General features: G+C 71.0%; 22 protein-coding genes. 8 read left to right on the plus strand and 14 right to left on the minus strand.

Features of this window, described 5'->3' with window-relative positions; translation table 11 throughout:
• The coding region (locus WG212_RS14290; RefSeq protein ID WP_337187782.1) for an ABC transporter permease subunit at positions 1-627 on the minus strand (627 nt) is incomplete at its 3' end.
• On the minus strand, positions 624-1,547 hold the full coding sequence (oppB, locus tag WG212_RS14295; protein ID WP_337187783.1) for an oligopeptide ABC transporter permease OppB: 924 nt from the start codon (positions 1,545-1,547) through the stop codon (positions 624-626). The genes WG212_RS14290 and oppB, both read right to left, overlap by 4 nt.
• A gap of 137 nt (positions 1,548-1,684) precedes the next feature.
• On the opposite strand from oppB, the gene WG212_RS14300 reads away from it, so the two are divergent.
• Together WG212_RS14300 and WG212_RS14305 are read left to right on the plus strand one after the other, a co-directional pair.
• Complete coding sequence (locus WG212_RS14300; protein ID WP_337187784.1) at positions 1,685-2,095, plus strand: TIGR01244 family sulfur transferase; 411 nt, start codon at positions 1,685-1,687, stop codon at positions 2,093-2,095.
• On the plus strand, positions 2,092-2,994 hold the full coding sequence (locus tag WG212_RS14305; protein WP_337187785.1) for an MBL fold metallo-hydrolase: 903 nt from the start codon (positions 2,092-2,094) through the stop codon (positions 2,992-2,994). The genes WG212_RS14300 and WG212_RS14305 overlap by 4 nt, the downstream gene beginning before the upstream one ends.
• A 313-nt stretch (positions 2,995-3,307) precedes the next feature.
• Here WG212_RS14305 and WG212_RS14310 read toward each other — a convergent pair whose 3' ends face one another.
• Positions 3,308-4,684 (minus strand): PLP-dependent aminotransferase family protein, encoded by a 1,377-nt coding sequence (locus tag WG212_RS14310; protein WP_337187786.1) that lies wholly within the window; start codon positions 4,682-4,684, stop codon positions 3,308-3,310.
• Between the two features lie 79 nt (positions 4,685-4,763).
• On the opposite strand from WG212_RS14310, the gene WG212_RS14315 reads away from it, so the two are divergent.
• Positions 4,764-5,234, plus strand: coding sequence for a DUF983 domain-containing protein (locus WG212_RS14315; protein WP_337187787.1), 471 nt, complete (start codon positions 4,764-4,766; stop codon positions 5,232-5,234).
• Here the strand turns inward: WG212_RS14315 and WG212_RS14320 are convergent.
• The 4 genes from WG212_RS14320 to pdxH form a co-directional block, all read right to left on the minus strand.
• On the minus strand, positions 5,204-5,680 hold the full coding sequence (locus WG212_RS14320; protein WP_337187788.1) for a GNAT family N-acetyltransferase: 477 nt from the start codon (positions 5,678-5,680) through the stop codon (positions 5,204-5,206). The two genes, WG212_RS14315 and WG212_RS14320, sit on opposite strands and share 31 nt — an antisense overlap.
• Positions 5,681-5,751: 71 nt before the next feature.
• Positions 5,752-7,398: a long-chain-fatty-acid--CoA ligase gene (locus WG212_RS14325; RefSeq protein ID WP_337187789.1), complete on the minus strand. Its 1,647-nt coding sequence runs from the start codon at positions 7,396-7,398 to the stop codon at positions 5,752-5,754.
• 95 nt (positions 7,399-7,493) lie between these two features.
• Positions 7,494-8,990 carry an AAA family ATPase gene (locus WG212_RS14330; protein ID WP_337187790.1) on the minus strand — a complete coding sequence of 499 codons (1,497 nt, stop codon included), beginning with the start codon at positions 8,988-8,990 and terminating at the stop codon, positions 7,494-7,496.
• A gap of 16 nt (positions 8,991-9,006) precedes the next feature.
• Complete coding sequence (gene pdxH / locus WG212_RS14335) at positions 9,007-9,684, minus strand: pyridoxamine 5'-phosphate oxidase (protein WP_337187791.1); 678 nt, start codon at positions 9,682-9,684, stop codon at positions 9,007-9,009.
• A 91-nt stretch (positions 9,685-9,775) separates the two neighbouring features.
• On the opposite strand from pdxH, the gene WG212_RS14340 reads away from it, so the two are divergent.
• Positions 9,776-10,468, plus strand: a complete 693-nt coding sequence (locus WG212_RS14340; protein WP_337187792.1) for a DnaJ domain-containing protein — start codon at positions 9,776-9,778, stop codon at positions 10,466-10,468.
• Positions 10,469-10,481: 13 nt separating this feature from the next.
• Here WG212_RS14340 and WG212_RS14345 read toward each other — a convergent pair whose 3' ends face one another.
• Entirely contained in the window at positions 10,482-11,522 is a 1,041-nt protein-coding gene (locus WG212_RS14345) for a hypothetical protein (RefSeq protein WP_337187793.1), read from the minus strand.
• Between the two features lie 278 nt (positions 11,523-11,800).
• On the opposite strand from WG212_RS14345, the gene WG212_RS14350 reads away from it, so the two are divergent.
• Positions 11,801-12,943, plus strand: a complete 1,143-nt coding sequence (locus tag WG212_RS14350) for a hypothetical protein (RefSeq protein WP_337187794.1) — start codon at positions 11,801-11,803, stop codon at positions 12,941-12,943.
• Between the two features lie 2 nt (positions 12,944-12,945).
• Here WG212_RS14350 and WG212_RS14355 read toward each other — a convergent pair whose 3' ends face one another.
• The 3 genes from WG212_RS14355 to WG212_RS14365 are packed head-to-tail and all read right to left on the minus strand — an operon-like array spanning position 12,946 to position 15,493.
• Positions 12,946-13,485 carry a hypothetical protein gene (locus tag WG212_RS14355; protein ID WP_337187795.1) on the minus strand — a complete coding sequence of 180 codons (540 nt, stop codon included), beginning with the start codon at positions 13,483-13,485 and terminating at the stop codon, positions 12,946-12,948.
• A gap of 12 nt (positions 13,486-13,497) precedes the next feature.
• Positions 13,498-14,727, minus strand: a complete 1,230-nt coding sequence (locus WG212_RS14360; RefSeq protein ID WP_337187796.1) for a CoA transferase — start codon at positions 14,725-14,727, stop codon at positions 13,498-13,500.
• 28 nt (positions 14,728-14,755) lie between these two features.
• A complete protein-coding gene (locus WG212_RS14365; protein ID WP_337187817.1) occupies positions 14,756-15,493 on the minus strand; it encodes a helix-turn-helix domain-containing protein in 738 nt (245 codons plus the stop codon).
• A 130-nt stretch (positions 15,494-15,623) separates the two neighbouring features.
• Between WG212_RS14365 and WG212_RS14370 the strand changes: the two genes are divergently transcribed.
• Genes WG212_RS14370 through WG212_RS14380 form a run of 3 tightly spaced genes read left to right on the plus strand, consistent with a single transcriptional unit; the run spans position 15,624 to position 18,422 of the window.
• Complete coding sequence (locus WG212_RS14370; protein ID WP_337187797.1) at positions 15,624-16,790, plus strand: acyl-CoA dehydrogenase family protein; 1,167 nt, start codon at positions 15,624-15,626, stop codon at positions 16,788-16,790.
• Positions 16,787-17,569, plus strand: coding sequence for an enoyl-CoA hydratase/isomerase family protein (locus WG212_RS14375; protein ID WP_337187798.1), 783 nt, complete (start codon positions 16,787-16,789; stop codon positions 17,567-17,569). Before WG212_RS14370 ends, WG212_RS14375 begins: the two co-directional genes overlap by 4 nt.
• Before the next feature lies 1 nt (position 17,570).
• On the plus strand, positions 17,571-18,422 hold the full coding sequence (locus WG212_RS14380) for a hypothetical protein (protein ID WP_337187799.1): 852 nt from the start codon (positions 17,571-17,573) through the stop codon (positions 18,420-18,422).
• A gap of 16 nt (positions 18,423-18,438) precedes the next feature.
• On the opposite strand, the gene glk is transcribed toward WG212_RS14380, so the two are convergent.
• The 3 genes from glk to pgl are packed head-to-tail and all read right to left on the minus strand — an operon-like array spanning position 18,439 to position 21,907.
• Positions 18,439-19,410: a glucokinase gene (glk, locus tag WG212_RS14385; RefSeq protein ID WP_337187800.1), complete on the minus strand. Its 972-nt coding sequence runs from the start codon at positions 19,408-19,410 to the stop codon at positions 18,439-18,441.
• Positions 19,410-21,230, minus strand: coding sequence for a phosphogluconate dehydratase (edd, locus tag WG212_RS14390; protein WP_337187801.1), 1,821 nt, complete (start codon positions 21,228-21,230; stop codon positions 19,410-19,412). Before edd ends, glk begins: the two co-directional genes overlap by 1 nt.
• A gap of 2 nt (positions 21,231-21,232) precedes the next feature.
• The gene (pgl, locus tag WG212_RS14395; RefSeq protein ID WP_337187802.1) at positions 21,233-21,907 is read right to left on the minus strand and encodes a 6-phosphogluconolactonase; all 675 of its coding nucleotides are present in this window, start codon (positions 21,905-21,907) and stop codon (positions 21,233-21,235) included.
• Positions 21,908-22,037: the final 130 nt, after the last annotated feature.

Here is a 22,037-nt window from a genome sequence, read left to right on the forward strand (position 1 = left end):
GAGCGTGTTCGGAATGATGTGGCGCGCGAGCACGCCGCCGGACTTCACGCCGAGCGCCTCGGCCGCCTGCACATATTCCTGACGTTTGATCGAGAGCGTCTGGCCGCGCACGATGCGCGCCATGTCGAGCCATTCGGTGCAGCCGATGGCAATGAAGATAAGCACGAAACTTCGCCCGAAGAACACCACCAGCAGGATGACGAAGAAGATGAAGGGCAGCGAATAGAGGACGTCCACGACCCGCATCATCGCCTCGTCCACCTTGCCGCCGACGTAGCCCGCCACCGCGCCCCAGGCGACGCCGATGACAAGCGAGACCAGCGTCGCCACCAGGCCTATGGCCAGCGACACACGCAGTCCCGTCAGCAGCCGCACGAGCAGGTCGCGGCCCAGCGCATCCGTGCCCATGATCCGGCCCTCCGCCAGAGGCGGCAGCCAGACACCCGCCTTGTCGACCTGATCGTAGGCGTAGGGCGACAGCATCGGGCCGAAGACCGCCGCCACGACCAGGACGCCCAGCACCGCCAGGCTGGCGGTCGCCGCGCGATTGCGCAGCAGGCGCCGCAGCGCGTCGTCCCAGAGGCTGCGGCCGCGGATGGCGGAAAGCGGAACGGCGGCGTCGCTCATGACAGCCTCACCCGCGGATCCAGGGCCGCATACAGCAGGTCGGCGATCAGGTTCAGCACCAGGATCAGCGCCGCGTAGACGATAACCATGCCCATCACGACGGTGTAGTCGCGCTGGAGCGCGCTGATCACGAAGAACTTGCCGAGGCCCGGCAGGTTGAAGATCTTCTCCACCACCAGCGAACCCGTGATGAGGCCGGCGCAGGCCGGGCCCAGGTAGCTGACCAGCGGCAGGATCGCCGCGCGCAGGGCGTGCTTGCGTACGATCAGCCCCTCGGGCAGGCCCTTGGCGCGTGCGGTCCGGATGTAGTTGGCGTGGAGCACCTCGATCATCCCGGCCCGCGTGAGGCGCGAGATGATGGCGATCTGGGGCAGGGCCAGCACCGTCACCGGCAGCACCATGTTGGCGAGCGCCCCGTCGTTCCAGCCGGCGGTGGGCAGCCAGCCGAGCTTCGAAGCGATCCCCAGCACCAGGAGCGGCGCGGTGACGAAGGTCGGGATGCAGACCCCCAGGATGGCGACGCCCATCACCACGTTGTCGGCCGGGCCGTTCTGCCGCAACGCCGCGATCACGCCCAGACTGACGCCCATCACTGCGGCGATGGCGATGGCCGAAAGGCCCAGCTTCAGCGAGACGGGATAGTTCTCCTTCAGGATGTCGGCGACCGACTTGTCGCGGTACTTCAGCGACGGCCCCAGGTCGCCGCGGGCCACCCCGGCCAGGTAGTCCACGTACTGTTCGTGCAGCGGCTTGTTCATGCCGAACTGGGCCAGGACGTTGGCCTCGATCTCGGGCAGCAGCTTGCGGTCCATGTCGAACGGACTGCCCGGCGCAGCGCGCATCATGAAGAACGCCGCGGTGATCACCAGGAACAGGGTGGGGATCGCCACCAGGAGACGCCGGCCGATGAATCGCAGCATGGGCGCTTGGGGAAACCTTCCAGGGAGGACGGCCCGGGTGTTCAGGCCAGGGACAACGATGAGGTGGGCCGTTGCGAAACTTTCACCCACCCCCGATGATGTCAACGAAGGCTGCGCCCCAAAATCCGAGAGTTCCGATGCCTGACTTCCGACGCGTCACCGACGATTTCACCACGGCGCCCCAGATCGCCCTGGCCGACGTCGCCGAGGCGGCCCGGCTGGGCTACCGCACGATCATCAACAACCGCCCCGACGGCGAGGACCCCGCCCAGCCTGCCAGCGCCGAGGTCGAGGCCGCCGCCAGGGCCGCGGGGCTGGCCTACCACTACGTGCCCGTGCGCGGGGGGCCCACGCCCGAACAGGTGGCGCAGACCCAGGAGATCCTGGCCGCGGCCGAAGCGCCGGTGCTGGCCTTCTGCCGCTCGGGCACCCGCTCGATCGTCACCTGGTCCCTGGGCCAGGCCGCCTCGGGCGCGCGCAGCCGCGACGAACTGGTCGGCCTGGGCCGCGCCGCCGGCTACGACCTGTCGGGAGTTCTGGGCGGATGATCCCCTATGTCCGCGAGATCGACGTAGAATACGGCCGCTGTGATCAGGTCTCGCCGCTGATCCGCCGCGTGACGGCCGACAATCCGGGACCGTTCACCTTCAAGGGCACCGGCACCTACATCGTGGGCCAGGGCGAAGTGGCGGTCATCGACCCCGGCCCGGACGATCCGGCCCACCTCGAGGCGATCCTCGCGGCGACCGCCGGCGAGCGGATCACCCACATCGTCATCACCCACCACCATTCCGACCACTCCCCCCTGGCCGGCCCGCTGAAGGCGCGCACGGGGGCGACGATCTACGGCTGCGCCGTCGCGTCCCACGCCGAAGACGACGCCGACGGCGAGGTGAAGATGGAGGCGGGGCACGACCTCGGGTTCCGGCCTGACGTGAGCCTGTGCGGCGGGGGTTCGGTCGCGGGGCCGGGCTGGACACTGGAGGCCGTCCCCACGCCGGGACACACCTCGAACCACCTCTGCTTCGCGTTTCCCGAGGAAAACGCCTGTTTCTCGGGCGACCACATCATGGGCTGGTCGACCACCGTCATCACCCCGCCCGACGGCGATCTGTCGGACTATCTGGAGAGCCTGGAGGCGATCCGCGCGCGGAGCTTCGACGTGCTGTGGCCCACCCACGGGCCGCCCATCCGGGACGTGGACGCCTTCATCCGCGCCTATGCCGCGCACCGCCAGGAGCGGCTGGACCAGATCCTCACAGCGCTGGCCGCCGGGCCGGCCCGCATCCGGGAACTCGTCCCGCGCCTCTACGCCGACGTGGACCCGCGCCTGCATCCCGCCGCGGCCCGCTCCATGCTCGCCGGCATGCTGCACCTGGTCCGCCAGGGCCGCCTCGCCGCCGACGCCGCGCCGGAACCGGATACGACCTACCGCCTGGCCGGCTGAGCGCGCCCCCCAGCGCTCGAATTCTTTGCCACGAACCCACACGAAAAAGACGAACAGCGTGTGGAAGTCGCCGACGTCCGGTCCTGCGGGGCCGCGAAGCGGCGTCTTTCTAATTTCGAAGAACCACAGAAAACACGGAGGGACACGGAATCGCAGCTTCGGCTTCTGTGTTCTTCTGTGTTTTCCGTGGTTTCCATGACAGAGCCTCCGCTCACGGGAGGCTCTGGGGTGGCCCGCCCGTTCGGGCTTCTCGTGTGGGTTCGTGGCCGGAAATCCCGAGCCTCGCAGCCTTCGGAGGTGTCCGAGCGCAGGCTCAGACCACCGACCGCGCCGGCGGCGGGCCGGACAGGAGGGCCGCCACGCCTTCCAGGGCCGTGCGCAGGACCGCCTGCTTCGCCGGGCCGCCCAGCGAGATGCGCAGACCGTTGGGGTGATCCGGGCCGGCGGCGAAGGCGTCGGCGGTGACCAGGGCCAGACCCTTCTCCTGCGCCAGCCCGCGCAGGCGCGCCGGGTCACGCTCGGGGGGCAGGTCCAGCCAGACGTGGAGGCTCTCGACCGCGCCCCGCGCGGCTGGCAACACCTCGGCCGCCACCACGCGACGCGCACGCGCCTCACGGCGCACGCCGGCCAGCAGGGCCTCGGCCGTTCCCTCGCGAATCCAGGCGCTCACCACCGCCGTCATCAGGGGCGCCGGCATCTGGGCCAACGCGCGCAGGGCTTCGGCGGTGGCCGCCCCGGTCGGCCCTGGCGGCGGGACGAGGTAGGCCGTGCGCAGGCCCGGCGACAGGCATTTGGACAGCGTGGCGATATGGAAGGTGCGCTCGGGCGCGAGGTTCGCCAGCGCCGGCAGGGGCGCGTCGAACAGCCGGGCGTAGGGATCATCCTCCACGATCCAGATGCGGGCGGCGCGGGCGGCCTCGGCGATGGCGGCGCGCCGCCCGGCGTCCATCGTGGCGGCGGTGGGGTTGTTCGTGGTCGGCGTCACATAGACCGCAGCCGGCTTCTCGGCGGCGCAGACGCGGGCGAGGGCTTCCGGATCCAGGCCGCCGACGTCCGCCGGACAGACCAGAAGCCGAAGACCCAACTGCCGGACCGCCGAGATCACACCGGGGTAGACCAGCGGCTCGACCACCAGCGCCGACCCCGCCGGCGCCAGGGCCAGGACCGCCGCGAGGGCTGTCTGGGCGCCGGGCGCCACCAGCACCCGTTCCGGCGGGATCCCGCCCAGGACCGGCTCAAGCCAGGCCGCCCCGGCCACGCGCTGCCCCAGGCTGCCGCCACCGGGATGGTAGGCCATCAGGACGGCTGGGTCGGTCCGATCGAGGATCGACGCGGTCGTCTCCTTCAGCAGCCGGCTCAACGAAATCCCCTGGGGCGGCGGCGGCAGATTCATGCTCAGGTCCACGCGCCCCGCCTCGTCGGCCGCCGCAGCCGAGCGGACGAAGGTGCCCCGCCCCACCGCCCCTTCCAGCAGCCCGCGCGTGCGGGCGACGGAATAGGCGCGGGTGACGGTGGTCAGGTCCACGCCCAGCGCCTGGGCCACCACCCGCTGCGGCGGAAGCTGGTCGCCGGGCTGGAGTTCGCCCGCGCGCACCGCCGCCTCCAGCGCCGCGGCCATCCGCAGATAGATCGGCGCGCCGTCGCCCGCGATGCGGCCCAGCCAGCGCAACGAGGGATCGGCGCGATTCAAGGTTGCTGACTCCATTTGCAATACATACATTATATCAAGATTGTATGCATTCAATACACTCAATGTATGGAGCACGCCGGTGTCCACTCATGCGCCATTCGAAAGCCCATCCTCGCTGAGCGCCGGCCTCAGGTGCCGCTGTCCGCAGTGCGGCGAAGGTAAGCTGTTCGCCGGCTTTCTCAGGATCGCACCACGCTGCGCCCGCTGCGGTCTGGACTTCAGCTTCGCGGACCCGGCGGACGGTCCGGCCTTCTTCGTGATGAGCGGCGTCAGCATCGTGGTGACCGCCGTCTGGGCCTGGTGGGCCGTGGTCGCCCAGCCGCCCATCTGGCTCCAGTTCGCCACCGTCCTGCCGGCCCTGGTCGGTGGCTGCCTGTTCACGCTGCGCCCCGTGAAGGCCTGGCTCGTGGCCGAGCAATATCTCCACAAGGCCGAGGAGGCCCGATGGCAGAGCCTGGGCGCGCACGGGGACGGCGGCTTCACCTACGACCGCCGCGGCGTCTCGGACCGCCAGGCCACTCAGAGCGGCTTGTCCAGCACCTCGAAGTAGAGATCGTCCCGCGCCGGCGCGCCGAACCGCGCGTCGCCGTAAGGAAACGGCCTGCGCTCGCCCGTGGCGGCATAGCCACGACGGCCATACCAGGCGATGAGCTCGGTCCGCTGGCCGACGACCATCATCCGCATGCGCCGCGCGCCCCGGGCGACGACCCAGGCCTCGGCGGCCTCCAGGAGCCGTCGGCCGAACCCGCCGTCCTGCCGTTCAGGCCGCACCGTCAGCATGGAGAGGCTCCAGACGCCGTCATCCCCGGCGTCCAGCCTCACATGCCCGACCGGCGCGCCACCCCGCTCACGCGCCAGCAGCAGTATGGCGCCCGGACGCGACAGGTCTTCACGCAGCAGCCCTTCGTCGATCCGCTGGCCGCCCACGATGGTCTCGACCTTCCACGCCGTCTGCCCCTCGGCCGTCCGATAGGCGCGATTGGTGACCGCGACCACGTCGGGCCAGTCGGTCTCGGTCGCCGGGCTCAGGTCCAGCGGTCCGGGCCCGGTATCTCGCGAGCCGGACGTCAGGCCGTCGCCTTCTCGCGGGCCGTCGGCAGGACGTAGTCCTTCATCCGCTCCCGGATCAGCTTCTTGTCGATCTTGCCCGTCGCGCCCAGGGGGATGTCGTCCACGAAGACCACGTCGTCAGGCATCCACCACTTCGCGATCTTGCCTTCGAGGAACGACAGGAACTCCGCGCCCTCGGCCTCGACCCCGTCGCGCAGCTTGACCAGAAGCACAGGACGCTCGTCCCACTTGGGATGAAGGGCGCCGATCACCGCCGCATTGGCCGCCTTGGGGTGGCCCATCGCGATGTTCTCGATCTCGATGGAGCTGATCCACTCGCCGCCCGACTTGATGACGTCCTTGGCGCGGTCGGTGATCTGCATGAAGCCCTGGTCGTCGATCGTCGCCACGTCGCCGGTGTCGAAGAAGCCCTCTTCGTCCAGGATCTCGCCGCCGTCGCCCTTGAAGTACTCGCCCACGATGAAGGGGCCCTTCACCTTCAGCCGACCGAAGGTGACCCCATCGTGCGGCAGGCGGTTCCCCGCGTCGTCGGTGAGCTTCATCTCCACGCCCACCGGGGGACGTCCCTGCTTGAGCTTGGACCTGAGCTGGCCCTCGGAATCCAGGGCGGCGACGCCGGCGGTCGGGGCGGCGATGGTCCCCAGCGGCGACATCTCGGTCATGCCCCAGGCATGGGTCACGTCCACGCCGTACTCGTCGCGGAAACCGCGCACGATGGCCTCGGGCACGGCCGAGCCGCCGATCACGACGCGCTTGAGGGTGGAGAGCTGTCCCTTGGTCTCGCGGAGGTGGGCCAGCAGCATCTGCCATACGGTGGGCACCGCCGCCGAGAAGGTCACGCCCTCGCTCTCCAGCAGTTCATGGACCGAGGCGCCGTCCAGCTTCTGGCCCGGCATCACCACCTTCGACCCGGCCGCCGGACACGAGAGCGCCAGGCCCCAGGCGTTGGCGTGGAACATCGGCACCACCGGCAGCACGACATCCGTGGCCGCCAGGCCCATGACGTCGCGGCCCATGGTGATGACCGTGTGCAGGAAGTTCGAGCGGTGGGTGTAGAGGACGCCCTTGGGATTGCCCGTCGTGCCGGACGTGTAGCAGAGGCCCGCTGGCGTATTCTCGTCGAAGTCGCCCCAGACGCAGTCGGCCGACGCCTGCTCCAGCAGGGTCTCGTAGCAGAGCGCGCCGGGCAGATCGCAGCCCTTCATGCCGTCGGCGTCGGTCATGACGACGATCTGCTTCACCGTCGGAATCTTGCCGGCCAAGCCCTTCAGGATCGGCACGAAGGTCAGATCGGTGAAGATGATCCGGTCTTCGGCGTGGTTGATGATGTAGGCGAGCTGGTCGGCGAACAGACGCGGGTTCAGGGTGTGGCACACCGCGCCAATGCCCATGATGCCGTACCACGCCTCGATGTGGCGGCCGGTGTTCCAGGCCAGGGTGGCGACGCGGTCGCCCGGCTGGACGCCCAGGCCCTTCAGGACGTTGGAGAGCCGCTTGGCCCGGTCGTGGATCTGCGCATAGGTCGTGCGCACGATCGGGCCCTCGACCGAACGGGTCACCACCTCGCGGTCGGGATGCCAGGCCTTGGCATGGTCAAGAATCTTGTCGACCGTCAGCGGCCAGTTCTGCATTGCGCCCAGCATCGGCGTCCGCCTCCCAAGGTTATCGGTTGTCACTTGTCCGGCAGGATTAGAGACGCAGGCCCGTTTCCGCAACGGGAACAGGCGTTTGAGCGGCTTCAGCCGGCCAGCCACGCCCGCGACGACGCCTCGGTGGGCGCCTGGGCGTCCACGACGGGCCACGGGCGCGCGTCCCCCATGCGGGCCACCTGGTCGCGCAGCACCGCGATAGTGGCGTCCGACGCGTCGCCGGTCCGGGCGGCCACCCGGCCCTCCAGGACCTCCGGCGGCGCGTGCAGCCAGGCGGCGCGGAAGGGAACCCCGCAGTCCGCGGCCAGCGCCTCGGCGCGCGCCCGCACCGCCGGATCGAGGAACGTCGCATCCAGCACCACCGCCCGGCCCGCCCGCAGCAGGTCGCCCGCCGCCGCGAAAAGGGCGTCGTAGGCCCGCGCCTGGGCGTCGGGGGTATAGGTCGCGCGCGGCAGGGGGTCGGTGGGGCCCACGCCGGCCAGGCGCTTGCGCACCTCGTCGGTCCGGAGCACCACCGCCCCGGGCGAGGCGCCCAGGCCCGGCGCAACGGCGCGGGCGAAGGTCGACTTGCCCGAGCCCGACAACCCGCCCACCGCCGCCAGCACGGGCGGCGGCGGCGACAGGTGGGCGATCCCCGCCTCCACATAGGCCCGGCCCAGAGCCGGATCGCCGGAATGGGCCGACACGTGCGCCCGCACGCCGGCCCGCACCGACAGCATCAGCGGCAGCGCCGCCAGCCCCGCCCAGTGCTCAATCGGGAAATCGCGCGCCGCCTGGTCCAGATAGGCCGAGAGCGTCCGGACCGCCGCGTCGCGTCGCCCGCGGAAGTCCAGGTCCATCAGAAGGAACGCCAAGTCGTACAGCACATCCACGTCCGAAAGGATGTCGCTGAACTCGATGCAGTCGAACAGGACCGGCCGCCCGTCCTCCAGCAGGATGTTGCCCAAGTGCAGGTCGCCGTGGCAGCGGCGCGAGAAACCCGCCGCCGCCCGATGCGCCAGCAGCGCCGCCTGCCGCTCCAGCTCGGCTTCGGTCAGCTCGATCAGCGTCTCCACACGGGCCGGGTCCAGGCCCTCGCAGGTCTCGCGCAGGAGCCGGGCGTTCGACCCCACGGTGAACGACATCGCGGTGAGTCCGCCCGCCGGCCGCAACGGCGCCCCGACATGGACATCGGCGATCGTGCGTCCCAACGCCTCCGCCAGGTCGCCGGTCACCGCCTCGGGCTTGGCGGCCAGCACCTGGGTCTCGTCGAAGCGGCGCATCTCCAGCACGGGTTCGACGCCCGCCCCGGCTCCATCCAGCGCCAGGGCGCCGTCCGCCTCGCGCGTGATCCGCCGCACCGCACGGTAGATGTCGGGCGCGGTCGCGCGGTTGAACTCCAGTTCGCGGTCCAGCGCCCATCGCCGCCGCTCGGCGGTGGAAAAGTCGGCATAGCCCAGGTCGGCGTGCCGCTTCATCTTCCAGGCGCGCTCGCGCCCCAGGAAGACATGGGCGCACGCGGTGTCGATCCGCCGCTCGCTCATGCCCGCCAGGAACGCCATGACCTCGGCTTCCAGGCCCTCGGGTTCGCCCCACGCCTTGCTCAAGGGACGCGGGCCGCGCTCAAGGGAACAGCCGGCGTGTCGTCCAGCCTGCGCCGGACGTCTCGAACAGCAGACGCTCGTGCAGGCGGAACGGCCGGTCGCGCCAGAACTCGATCGACCGGGCTTCGACCCGGAATCCCGACCAGTGCGGCGGGCGGGCGACCTTGCCCAGGCCAAAGCGCAGGCCGACCTCGGCGATCTTCCTCTCGAGCGCCAACCGGTCGGGCAGCGTACGCGACTGCGCGCTGGCCCAGGCCCCGATCTGGGCCGGCCGGGCCCGGGTGGCGAAGTAGGCGTCGGCCTCGGCGTCGGTCGTGGGCGTCACCGGCCCGCGGATGCGCACCTGGCGACGCAGGGATTTCCAGTGGAACAGCAGCGCGGCCCTGGGATTGGCGGCCAGTTCCCGGCCCTTCGCGCTCTCCAGGTTGGTGTAGAAGACGAAGCCGCCGGCATCGACGCCCTTCAGCAGGACCATCCTCACGTCGGGCAGGCCGTCGGCGTCCACGGTGGAGAGCGCCATCGCATTGGCGTCGTTCGGTTCGCGCTGCAACGCCTCGGCGAACCAGGCGTCGAACAGGGCGAAGGGATCGTCCTCGGAGAGCAGCGGCGGCGGCTCGGCAGCCGCCACCTGGCGCACATAGTCGTCCTCGCTGGGCGAAGCCGGGATCGCGGTGTTGCGGGCGTCGTCGTCGGTCACGGGCCGTCCCTATAGTCCTGCCGCGGCCGGGTGGCGAGCGGCCACGGCGTTTAACGGAGTATTGACGTCGTTTACCCTAATTTCGCGGCTCATGAGTCTGGCCGCCGCCGAGATGAGCCTGAAAGACGCCCGCGAGGTGCTGGGCGTCAGTTCCGCGTCGACCCCCACCGAGATCCGCCAAGCCTATCGCGAGGCCGTCAAGCGGGCCCACCCGGACGCCGGCGGCGACGAACGCGCGTTCCGCCAGATCGTCGCGGCCTACCGCCGGCTGCAGGATCCGCTGGGCGACCGCATGATCCAGGCGCCCCGGCGCCCGCGCGCCACGCCGATCCCCGACCTGGAGATTTCGCCGCTGATCGCGCTGGAGGGCGGCGAGGCGGACCACCGCCTCCCAGATGGCCGCCTCATCCGCATCACCCTGCCGGCCGGGCTGCGTTCGGGAGACAAGGTCCGCGCCGCCGGCGCGGCGCTGAGCGTCTACATCCGCGCCCAGGACGGCGTGATCGTACGCGGTGACGACCTGTGGCTGACGGCCAGGGTCCCGCCCGCCGTGCTGAAGAAAGGCGGCCGCATCGCGGTGGAGACGCCGATCGGCCGGCGCAGCGTCTGGATCGACCGCAAGGCGGCCGAGCGCGGCCTGGTGCGGGTGGAAGGCGAGGGCCTCCCGGCCCGGGGGCGTCGCGCCAGGGGCCACCTCTTCATTCGCCTCAGCGCCGAGATCGGCGCGACCGACAGCGCCGCCCTGGCGCTCCTGCGCCGCTTCGCCGCCGCCTGGGCCGCCTAGGAACCTGGGCCGCCTAGGAACCGGTCCGCAGGCGAGCCGGAAGCCCCAGTTCCGCGATCCCCAGCCCGCGCTCGCCCTGAACGGCGTAGACCATGTAGACGCGACCATCCTCCTCGTAGATCGCGGGGTCCCGAAGCTGGTTGGCGGGGAGGTTGATGGCGCTGCGATAGGACGGAATCAGGGGCAGGCCCGCGCCTTCCCACGGGCGCTCGGGCCGCAGCACCTCGACGGGCGGCCCCGCCTTCCAGGTCACCCAATCGCCAGAGATGTCGATGTCCGAGACATGGATTCGCTCAGGCGCATCCCCCACGCGCGTCCAGAAGACATGAAGGACGTCGCCGCGCTTCAGCAGCGCGCTGTGGCGCTGGTCGATCCCGAACAGCCGCGGTCCGGCCTCGAACGGCGCAAACCCGTCGGGCGAGCGGAGGAAGACCCCCGGCATGGCCATCGCGTACACTTGGCCGGCGTGGGGGAAGACCCGCATGTAGGCGGGCCCCAGGGTCTGGCCAACCGGCCGGAACGAGACACCGTCCGCCGAGACCGCCACCCGGGTGCGCTGCTGCCCGAAGGCCGAGAGCCCGTGGTAGTACATGACGATCCGCCGCCGTTCGTGGTCCACATGGACGTCCGGAGACGCGATGTGCGGCAGGGTGGCGTCATCCAGGGGCGAAGGGATTCCCGGCGTTCCTGGCGGCGCCCGGTTGGGGCCGCCGCCCTGGGCCAGTTTCGCCTCGGCCTCGGGCGAACCGGACTGGCGGATCGTCGGAAAGCCGGATTGCGCGAGGTGCAGCGAGCCGGGCGCATGCACCGTCCACGGACCTTCCAGCCGGTCGGCGTAGGCGAGGCGGATATAGTCGCCCTTGTGATCGGCGAAATAGAGATGGTAGCGACCCAACCGGCCGGGCAGCCAGTCGGGCGTCCGGATCAGCGACGGTCCTTCGATATTGTCGCCCATACGGTCGTCCATGCCGGGGGCGATGATCGGACGGTCGACGAGACGGCGTACGCGCCACCGCCCCTGGCTCGCATCCGCCAGGGCCACGCCTGCGGCCATACCCAGTCCTCCCAGACCAGCCAATCCTCCCAGGCCAGCCAGGCCTCCCAGACCAACCACGCGGGAGAGCGCGTCCCGGCGGCTCGGCCTCGTCGATGCGCCTCCCATCATGGCGGCCAGCAGACCCGAGGCGCCCTCCGGACGCAAGCCCGCCCAGATCGCAGCGGCCATAGCCACGGCTCATGGCGCGACGGCCAGCCGTGAGGCATTTCGCGTGGGACCGCCCCGGCGCCGCACGCAACGGATGGCCCCACCCGCCGCATGCGATACATTGAGGCATGTCCGAATCCGCCCCGCCGCCGCCCGCCGACGCGGAGGCCCGGATCCCGCTCTTCGCGGATCCGCTGGCCGGATGGGTCAACCACGATATTCTGCTCGACAAGGACGCTCGCCGGCGGCTCGGGGCCGCACATCCGCAGGCGTTGCGGGTGCTGGACTGGCCCGAGCTTCGGGCGCTCTTCAACAAGCATGAAGCGCCCGCCAACCATCACGCCCGGCGGGACCGGCGGCTGGCGCTGGCCTCGGTTCTGGTGGGCGTGGCGGCCCTGGTGACGGCCGCCTTCGCGCCGCTCTCCGACGTGGGAGCCGGAACGGCCTGGCCCGTGGTTCCGGGCGCCTTGGCCGTGCTCCTGGCGCTGGCGGCAGGGGTCCTGGCGATCGGGCAGGTACTGGCCGCACGGTCCAACGCCGGGTGGCTGGGCAGCCGCTATTGGACCGAACGCGCCCGCGGCCTCTATTTCCAGGTGCTGGTCAACAACCTCGACCTGGCGGCCCGCGCCATGACCGACGACGCTGCGCTGGGCGCCTGGAAGCGCACGCGCGCCCAGGCGCTGGACGCCCTGCCGCCCGCCGGCGACCTGGCCGGCCGGGTGCGCGACATGACCCGCGATGTCGCCGACGACGAGGTGTGGATCGTGCCGGCGTGGCGGGCCGCCCCGCCTGCGCCGGAGCCCAGCCCGCACCTCGACCTTCTGCTCTCCTGCCTGCGCGCCCAGCGCATGGATGTCCAGATCGACTACAGCCGCCGCAAGCTGGGCGACTCGCTGGCCACGCCCCGTCGGCAGGCCGACGCGGCCCGGCGCGCAGCGGGCGCGCTGACGGTCGCGGCCGTCACCGCCGCGGGCCTCGCGGGCCTGCTGCTGACCGTGGGCTTCACGCCTCACGCCCTGGGGGTCCGGGCGGTGGTGGCCGTCGCGGCCGCAGCTGCGGCCCTGGCCCTCGGCCTGCGCGCCGTCAACGACAGCCTGTTCCCAGCCTCCGACCTCGTCCGGTACGCTTGGTACAATGCGGCGGCCGTCCAGGCGCGGGCCCAGTTCGACAGCGGCGACCTCGAGGCGCGCATCGACGCCCTGCGCGCGATGGAGGGCCACGCCTACCGCGACCTGCGTGGCTTCATCGCCAGCCATACAAGGCCGCGCTGACCTCAGGAACGGCCCGAAAGTCGGGCCATCAGCCCGGCCGCTTCCCGCGGATGGCGCAGCCGGAACGTCTCCATCCCGGCGATGTCCGGCGAGGCGAACAGAGCTTCGTACTGCGCCCTGCGTCGATCGTAGGTGTCCCAAGCCCAGCGGATGGGGTGTCCCTTGTCGAGCCAGCGGGCGAAGGTCTCGCGGTTGCCCGTGCCGGGCCAGAGTTCGTCGCCCGACAGGGCGCGGGCGAACGATCGGCGGATCACGCGCGACATCACCACCGACCGCGAATAGTCCAGCCAGACCAGATGGGTCACCCGCGCCAGCAGGCTGGGCCGGCGGACATAGTTGCCGCAGCTCACCCAGGCCTCGGCCGCCATGGCCGCCTCGCAGCGGCAGAGGAATTCCTCCGGATCGGTCTCGTGCAGGGCGACCCAGCCCGGCTGCCAGGTGACGGCGTCCAGGTCGATGTGCGGGACGCCCTGCGTGGCCGCCAGGGTCCTCGCGAAGGTGGTCTTGCCGCTTCCCGAACTGCCGATCACCGCCACACGCATGACGGCAGGATGTCAGGATTCGGCGTCGGGTCCGATTTCGGGGGGGAGTTCGCCCAGGACCTCGTCCGTGTGCTCGCCCAGTTTCGGCGGATGCCGCCGCAGGTTGGACGGGGTCTTCGAGAACCGTACGGGCGGCTTCATCAGCCGGTAGCGGCCCACGTCGGGATGCTCGAATTCCTGGAAGAAGCCAACGGCCCTCAGGTGCGGGTCGTCCGGCAGGTCGTCCAGGGCGTTGGTCTTCACCACCGGGATCGAGAGCGGCTTGAGGATGTCGAGCCACTCCTGGGTCGTCTTGGTGGCGGCGGCCTTCTCGATCAGGCCGTAGAGTTCCTGGATGTGCTTCGCGCGCGTGCCATAGTCGGCGAAGCGCGGATCGTTCTTCACCTGCTCGCCATAGCCGGCCGCGTCGAAGAACTGGTCCCACTGCTTGTCTGTGTAGGGCAGGAGCCCGATCCAGCCGTCCTTGGTGCGGAACGGCTTCCGGTTGGGGTTGATGACCCGCTGGTATCCCCACTGTCCCGTCGGGGGTTGGAAGGTGTTGTCGTAGAGATGCTCCACCAGCAGGAAGCTGGTGACGCACTCGAACATGGGAACCTCCACGAACTGGCCCTCGCCCGTTCGCGCGCGGTGCAGCAGCGCCGCCGTGATCGCCTGGGAGACGAACAGGCCCGAGACCTTGTCGGCCATCAGGGTGGGCAGGATGCGGGGCGTCGGGTTCCCGTCGGTGCGGCCCAGGATGTCGGCGCAGCCCGAGGCCGACTGGATCAGGTCGTCGTAGGCGGGCTCGCCCGCGTAGGGGCCGTCCGAGCCGTAGCCGGCGGCGTGGACGAAGACGATGTCGGGCTTGATCGCCGCCACGTCCTCGTACGACAGGCCCAGGCGCTTCATGCCCTCGTAGCGGATCGAGCTGGCGATCACGTCGCAGGACTTGATCAGCCGGCGCAGCGCCCGCTTGGCGCTGTCCGTCTTCATGTCGAGCAGAATCGAGCGCTTGTTGCGGTTGATCGTGAGGAAGATCGGCCCCATGCCGCGTGGCGCGCCCTCGGGCATATGGCCGGCCCAGCGCATGATGTCGCCGCCGTCGCCCCGGCCCGAGCCGGGGTCCTCCACCTTGATCACGTCGGCGCCCTGATCGGCCAGGATCTGGGTGCCATAGGCGCCGTTGACCACGCTGGTCAGGTCGAGGATGCGGATGCCGGCGAGCGGACCTGTGGGCTTTTCGGCGAGGGGGTGGGTGTTCATGCGGCTCCTCTACGGGATGGTCGGTACGTCAGGCCAGCCGATCGATCGCGGCGCGCAACTCGTCGACGATCAGGTCGCGCTTGGCCTCGAGGTCAGGCACGGCGCCGGCGACGCCCACGGCGAACGTCCGTCCGAACGGGCCGTTGGGCAGGGCGGCGCCCAGGATGCCCACGCCGGGTGAGATGGTGTTGCGGGAGAAGGCATAGCCGCGCGCGCGCACCTCATTGACGCGGCTCATCAGGTCCTCGCGCGTCTGACCGACATCGTCGCCCGAGGCGTTGATCCGTCGGCGCAAGCGTTCGATCTCGCCGTCACGCTTGGCCGAGAGCAGCACCAGCCCCAGGCCCGAGCGCGCCAGCGGCCGCAACGTGCCGGGCGGTACGCGGCGCAGCATCGGTTCGGCGGCGTGCAGGACATGGACGTACTGGGCGTGCAGGTCGCTCTGAACCGCGAGGATCACCGTCTGGTCCGTCTTGCGGCGCAGATCCTCCAACGTCCCCAGCAACGGACCATCGCCGAACAGGACGCCCGGCACCCAGTCGCCCAGTTTCGCCAGCCGCATGGTGGGGAAGTAGGTCCGCCGCTCGCGGTCGTAGTCGAGATAGCCCTGGATCACGAGCGACTTCATCAGGGCCGAGCCGCTGGAGGCCGGATAGCCCAGTTCGTCCAGCACCTCCTTCAGCGCCAGCGGTCGCCGCTGGCGGGCGAAAGCCTCAAGGATCTCCAGAGCCCGTTGCGCCGACTTGACCCCGCCGTCCGCCAGAATCCCCTCCTCGCACCGAGTTGACGCCTTTTATCCACATACATGGAAATTCGATCCACATATGGGCGTTTCATGCCGGAGCTAGTAACGGTTCGCCGCACGCTGTTCAATGGGTGAAAACAGAGGGAACGCCATGGAGTTCGAGCTGTCCGAAGAGCATCGTATGCTCAAGGATCTGGTGGTCCGGTTCGTCCGCGACGAACTCATGCCGCTGGAGACCGGCGTGATGGCGCGGGAGGCCGAGGGCGGCGGCCTCTACCTGGACGCCGAGGTGCAGGCCCGCCTGGACGCCAAGGCCCATGAACTGGGCCTGTTCGGCCTGGACGCTCCGGAGGACGTGGGCGGCTCGGACCTGCCGATGGTGGCTATGGTCGGGGTCGAGGAAGAGATCGGGCGCACGGTCACGCCCTATACGCTGCCGCCGGACAGCCCGAACCTGCGGATGCTCATGGCCACGGTGAACGAGCGCCAGCGGCAGGCCTATCTCGCGCCCTACGTGGCCGGCAAGACCGTCTCGGCCATCGGCATTTCCGAACCCGGCGCGGGATCGGACCCGGCGGCCATGACCACCCGGGCCGTCCGCGACGGCGACGACTGGATCATCAACGGCCGGAAGATCTGGATCAGCCGGGCCGCCGACGCCGACTTCACGATCCTGATGGCTGTGACCGACCCGGAGAAGGGCGCCCGCGGCGGGATGACCGCCTTCCTGGTCGACAAGGGGACGCCGGGCTTCAACGTGCTGCGCCGCATTCCGATGCTGGGGGGCCAGTACACCTACGAGGTGGCGCTGGAGGACTGCCGGGTCGAGGGCTGGAAGCTGCTGGGCCAGGAGGGCGCGGGCTTCGCGCCGATGCAGACGCGCCTGGGCACCCGGCGCATCCAGATGGCGGCCTGGTCGGTGGGCATGGCCCAACGGGCGGTCGACATGATGATCGAATACGCCCCGCAGCGGAAAACCTTCGGCGCGCCGCTGAGCGAGCGGCAGGCCATCCAGTTCTGGATCGCCGAGGCGGTGACCAAGATTCACGCTGCGCGCCTGATGACCTACGACTGCGCATGGAAGCTGGACAATGGCCGTGACGTGCGCTCCGAGATCAGCATGATCAAGTGGTTCGCGACCGAGATGGCCTATGAGACCGTCGACCGGGCGATGCAGGCCTTCGGCGCGATGGGCATGACCAAGGAGCTTCCGCTACAGCTGATGCAGGCGAAGCTCCGGACGATGCGGATCTATGACGGCCCCACCGAGGTCCATAAGTGGGTGGTGGCCAGGAACCTGTTGGGGACGAGACGATGAAGAGCGCTTACGGCGATCATGTGAAGGTCGCGATGGATGGCCATGTGGCGGTGGTGACCCTGGAGCGCCCACCGCACAATTTCGTCTCGGTCGATTTCATGCGCGACCTGGCCGACGCCTGCCATGCCGTCGACGAGAATCCGGAAGCCCGCGTCATCGTGCTCCAGTCCGAAGGCAAGAGCTTCTCGGCCGGCGCCGACTTCAGCTCGTCCACCGACTCCGTGGCCTCGGGCATGGGCGGCATCAACGACCTCTACGTGGAGGCCGTGCGGCTCTACTCGGTGGCCAAGCCCATCGTGGCGGCGGTCCAGGGCGCGGCCGTCGGCGCGGGCCTGGGCCTGGCGCTGGTGGCCGACTTCCGGATCGCCAGTCCCGAGGCGCGGTTCGCGGCCAATTTCGTCAAGCTGGGCTTCCACGCGGGCTTCGGCATCAGCCTGGCCCTGCCGCGGCTGATCGGCGAGCAGCGCGCCGCGCTGATGCTGCTCACCGGCCGGCGCGTGAAGGCCGAGGACGGCCTGCCCTGGGGTCTGGTGGACGAGGTCGTCCCGGCGGAAGAGTTGCGGGCCGCAGCCCTGAAGCTGGCGCGCGAGATCGCCGAGGCGGCGCCGCTTGCGGTGATCGAGACCCGCAAGACCCTTCGCGCCGGCCTCGCCGAGGCGATCAAGGCGCGCACCGACCTGGAACACACCAAGCAGGCGGCGCTCCGGGCGACCGAGGACTTCCAGGAGGGTGTCCGCTCGGTCGCCGAGCGGCGGCCCGGGAACTTCACGGGACGCTAGCGTGCGGGCCGCCCTTCTCGCCGCCGTGGCCCTGGCGGCGTCCGCCGCGCCGCCGGCGGGCGCGCAGGTGGGCGATACGGCCGTCATCCCGGATGACGGCCGGGCGACGGTGGCGGTGCGGACCCGGCCGGACCAGGCCGGGGACCTCTACCGCTTCCAGAGCGATACCGAGTTCGTCCAGACCGACGACCGGGGCGGCCAGACCCAGACCAACCGGCAGGTCTTCGACCTCGAGGTCCTGGACGTCGAGCCCGGCGGCGGCCTGCGCCTGCGCTACACCCTCCGCGAGGCGAAGGTCGAGGACAGCGGCGGCGCTTCGATGGAAGCCGCGCTGAAGGCGACGGTCGGCGAGAGCCTGGAGTTCCGCACCAGCCGCGAGGGCCGGCTGACCGCCCTCGACAACTGGCCGGCGTTCCGCGAGCGGATGCAGGCGCGGGTCGACGCCGCCCTGCCCGACCAGGATCCCGTGCGCGCGCTGGTGCGCGAGCGGCTGGGCCAGCCGGCGCTGACGGCCGCCGACGAGATGGTGCTGGGCGACGTGCGCCTGATGGCCGCGCTGGAGATCCGGGGCGCCGCGCCGCTGGGGATCACCGACCTGAACGCCGGTCGCCCCGGCGCCGGCCGCGCCACGCTGGAAGTGTCGGTTCCCCGGCCCGACTGCCGGGTGCGGGTGAAACGGGAAACCGGTCGTTCGGCCTCGGGCGTCAGCCGCGCCATCGTCTCCGAGGCCGAGGTCGCCGTGGTGGACGGCCGGGTGGTGACCCTGACCGAACGCCGCGTCACGCGGGCGCCGGGCGGCGCCCAGACCGAAACCATCCAGATCCGCCGCCTGAGCCCCGCGCCGGCCTGCTGATCTCCGGCCTGCTGATCTACAGCCGGTCCAGTTGCTCCAGTCGGCGGGCGGCGCCGACGATGGCGGGATAGGGGTGGACGACGAGGTGCGTCGGGATCGCCTTCACGTAGTCCGACAGCCGACCCTTGGCCTCGAAACGCGCACGGAAGGCGCCGCCGGCCAGGCGTTCGGCGATCCGCGGGCCGATGCCGCCGGCCACGAACACGCCACCACGGGCGCCGAAGGTGAGCGCGAGGTCACCCGCCGCCGAGCCCAGGATGCAGCAGAAGCGGTCGATCGCGGCGCTGGCCAGCGGATCGCCCACAAGGCCGTCCCGCGTCACGGCCGCCTCGTCGGGGAGCGACGCGGTTTCGCCCCGCATCTCGGCGAGGACGCCATACAGGTCGTACAGGCCCTGTCCGGATAGCAGGCGCTCGATCGACACGCGGCCATATTTCGCCGCCATCCGCTTCAGGATCTCGACCTCGACCTCGTCGGACGGCGCGAACCCCGCGTGGCCGCCTTCGGTGGCGATGGGGATGTCCCCGCGCTCGCCGCGCGCCAGCGCCGCCACGCCGAAGCCCGTGCCGGGGCCCAGGGCGACGATCGGACAGTCGTGCGCCCCCTTCGGCAGGTCGGGGCCCAACACCCGCAGGTCGGCGCCCTCCAGGCGCGGGCACGCCAGGGCCTGGGCCGCGAAATCGTTGATCAGCTCGACCGCCTCGAACTCGAACTGGGCGAGGAGATCGCCTTCAGAGACGGTCCAGTGGAGGTTCGTGAACTCGATCTCGCCATCCACCACCGGTCCGGCGACGGCCAGGACGGCGCAGGGCGGCCGCTTCTTGCCCGCCGTCGTGGCCACATAGTCGGCGATCACGTCGCCCAGGCTGGCGTAGTCCTTGTTGGCGAAAGTGCGTGGGGCGCGGATGCGGCCCTCGACGTCCACCAACGCTAGGCGGGCGTTGGTGCCGCCGATATCCCCCACCAGCCCCATCCACGGGTTTCGCATCAGGCGGCCTCGAAGAGGGCGCAGGCGCCGGTGTCGGCCGGGCCGGCGGCGCGGCGCATCCAACCGAACAGCTCGCGGCCGAAGCCGGCGGCCGCCCGCGGGCAGGCTGCGCGCTCGCGGCGCATCAGTTCGCGCGGGTCCACGTGGATGTCGAGTGTCCCCGCCTCGGCGTCCAGGCGGATGACGTCGCCGTCGCGGACGTAGGCGAGCGGACCCCCGACAGCGGCTTCGGGCGTCACATGGATCGCCGCCGGCACCTTGCCGCTGGCGCCCGACATGCGCCCGTCGGTGACGAGCGCCACCTTGAACCCCCTGTCCTGCAGCACGCCCAGCGGCGGCGTCAGGGAATGCAGTTCCGGCATGCCGTTGGCCTGCGGCCCCTGGAAGCGGACGACGGCGACGAAGTCCCGGTTCAGCTCTCCACGCCCGTAAGCCGCCAGCAGGGCCTCCTGGTCGTCGAACACCGCCGCCGGCGCCTCGACGATCCGGTGCTGCGGCTTCACGGCCGAGGTCTTGATGACGCCGCGGCCCAGCGGGCCGGTGAGCAGGCGCAGGCCGCCCTCGGCCTCGAAGGGGTCGTCGGCGGGCCGCAGGATGTCGAGGTCCAGGCTGGCCGCCGGTCCCTCGCGCCAGACCAGCCGCCCGTCGTCCAGGAACGGTTCCTGCCGGTAGCGGCTCAGTCCCTCGCCGGCCACGGTGCGGACGTCCTCGTGGACGAGGCCGGCCTCGAGCAGCGTGCGGGTGACGAAGGCCATGCCGCCGGCGGCGTGGAAGGCGTTCACGTCCTCGGTCCCGTTCGGATAGACCCGCGCGATCAGCGGCGTGACACGCGAGAGGTCGTCCATGTCCTCCCAGGTCATCTGGATACCGGCGGCGCGCGCCATGGCCAGGATGTGCAGGGTATGGTTGGTCGAGCCGCCGGTGGCCAGGAGGCCGGCCGTGGCGTTCACCAGGCTCTTCTCGTCGATCACGTCGTAGAAGGGCGTATAGGCGTTGGTCCCGCCGCGGATCTCCACCGCCCGGCGGGCGGCCGCGGCGGTCAGGGCGTCGCGCAGCGGCGTGTTGGGCGTGACGAAGGCCGCGCCCGGCAGGTGCAGGCCGGTCATCTCCATCATCATCTGGTTCGAGTTGGCCGTGCCATAGAAGGTGCAGGTGCCCGGCCCGTGGTAGCTCTTCATCTCGGAGTCGAGCAGTTCGTCGCGGGTGGCCTTGCCCTCGGCGTAGAGGGCGCGGACGCGGGCCTTCTCGGCGTTGGAGATCCCCGAGGTCATCGGCCCGCCCGGCACGAAGATCGCCGGCAGGTGGCCGAAGGCGGCCGCGCCCATGAAGAGGCCGGGCACGATCTTGTCGCAGATGCCCAGCATGAGGGTCGCGTCGAACGCGTCGTGGGTCAGCGCGATGGCCGTCGACATGGCGATCACGTCGCGGCTGAAGAGCGACAGCTCCATGCCGGGCCGGCCCTGGGTCACGCCATCGCACATGGCGGGCACGCCGCCCGCGTACTGGGCCGTGGCGCCGGCCTCGCGCGCCGCCCGACGGATCACGTCGGGGAACCGTTCATAGGGCTGATGGGCCGACAGCATGTCGTTGTAGGCCGAGACGATGGCCACGTTGGGCGCGCCGGGATCGCGCATCCGGGTCTTGTCGCCGTCGGGCGAGGCGGCGAAGGCGTGGGCCCAGTTGGCGCACGACAGCTTGGCGCGGCCCGGGCCGTCGTGGCGGGCCGCCTCCATGCGGGCGAGGTAGTCGGCGCGCGTGTCGTGGCTGCGCTCGACGATGCGCTGGGTGATCTCGGCCGTGACCGGATGAAGGGCAGGCATGGTCATGAGCCTCCGTCGGGGGTCCAGAGTATCCGCAGCCGGTCGCCCGCGCCGGCCGCCAGCCGGGCGACCGGAAGGTCCTTGGTCAGATCCTCGCCGGCCAGCGCGCGAACGACGACCTCGCGCTTAGCCTCGCCGGCGATCAAGAGGAAGAGCCGACGCGCCGACGCCAGCGGCGCCAGCGTGAGGGTGATCCGCGCCAGCGGCGGCTTGCCGAGGCCGGCGGGGACCGGCCGCACGAGGTCCGCCGTCGCCAGGGCGTCGGCCAGTCCCGGGTCGCCGGGGATCAGCGAGGCGACGTGGCCATCCTCGCCCATGCCCAGCATCACGGCGTCGAAGGGCAGGAGCGGCGCCAGGGCCTGCGGGTCGGGCGCGGGCCAGAGCGGCACGAAGGCGGCCTTCGCCGCGCGCCCCTTCAGCAGCCGCGCCCGGACCAGGCCGGCGTTGGAGGCGGGATCGCCCGCGCCCACGCATCGGTCGTCCGAGAGGGTCACCCCGACGCGGGACCAATCCAGCGCGGCGTCGCGGAGACGGTCGTAGACCGGCCCCGGCGAGCGGCCACCCGTCGCCACGAGGCTCGCACGTCCGCGCGACGCAAGGGCCTCCGACAGGGCGGCTTCGACGCCGCGCGCGGCCGACTCGGCCAGGGCGGCGCCGTCAGGACAGGTCTCGATCATGGACGCCTGCATAACGCGGCAGCCGCCCGGATGGCGCCCCTGCACGTTCGCAAAAGAACGAAGCTCCAGGCCGCCAGCGGGCCGGGGCGGTAACGTCCGCCTCACCCTTTCGCTGGAAATTGGGGGAGCC

The organism is Phenylobacterium sp., assembly GCF_037189685.1.
GTDB lineage: Bacteria > Pseudomonadota > Alphaproteobacteria > Caulobacterales > Caulobacteraceae > Phenylobacterium.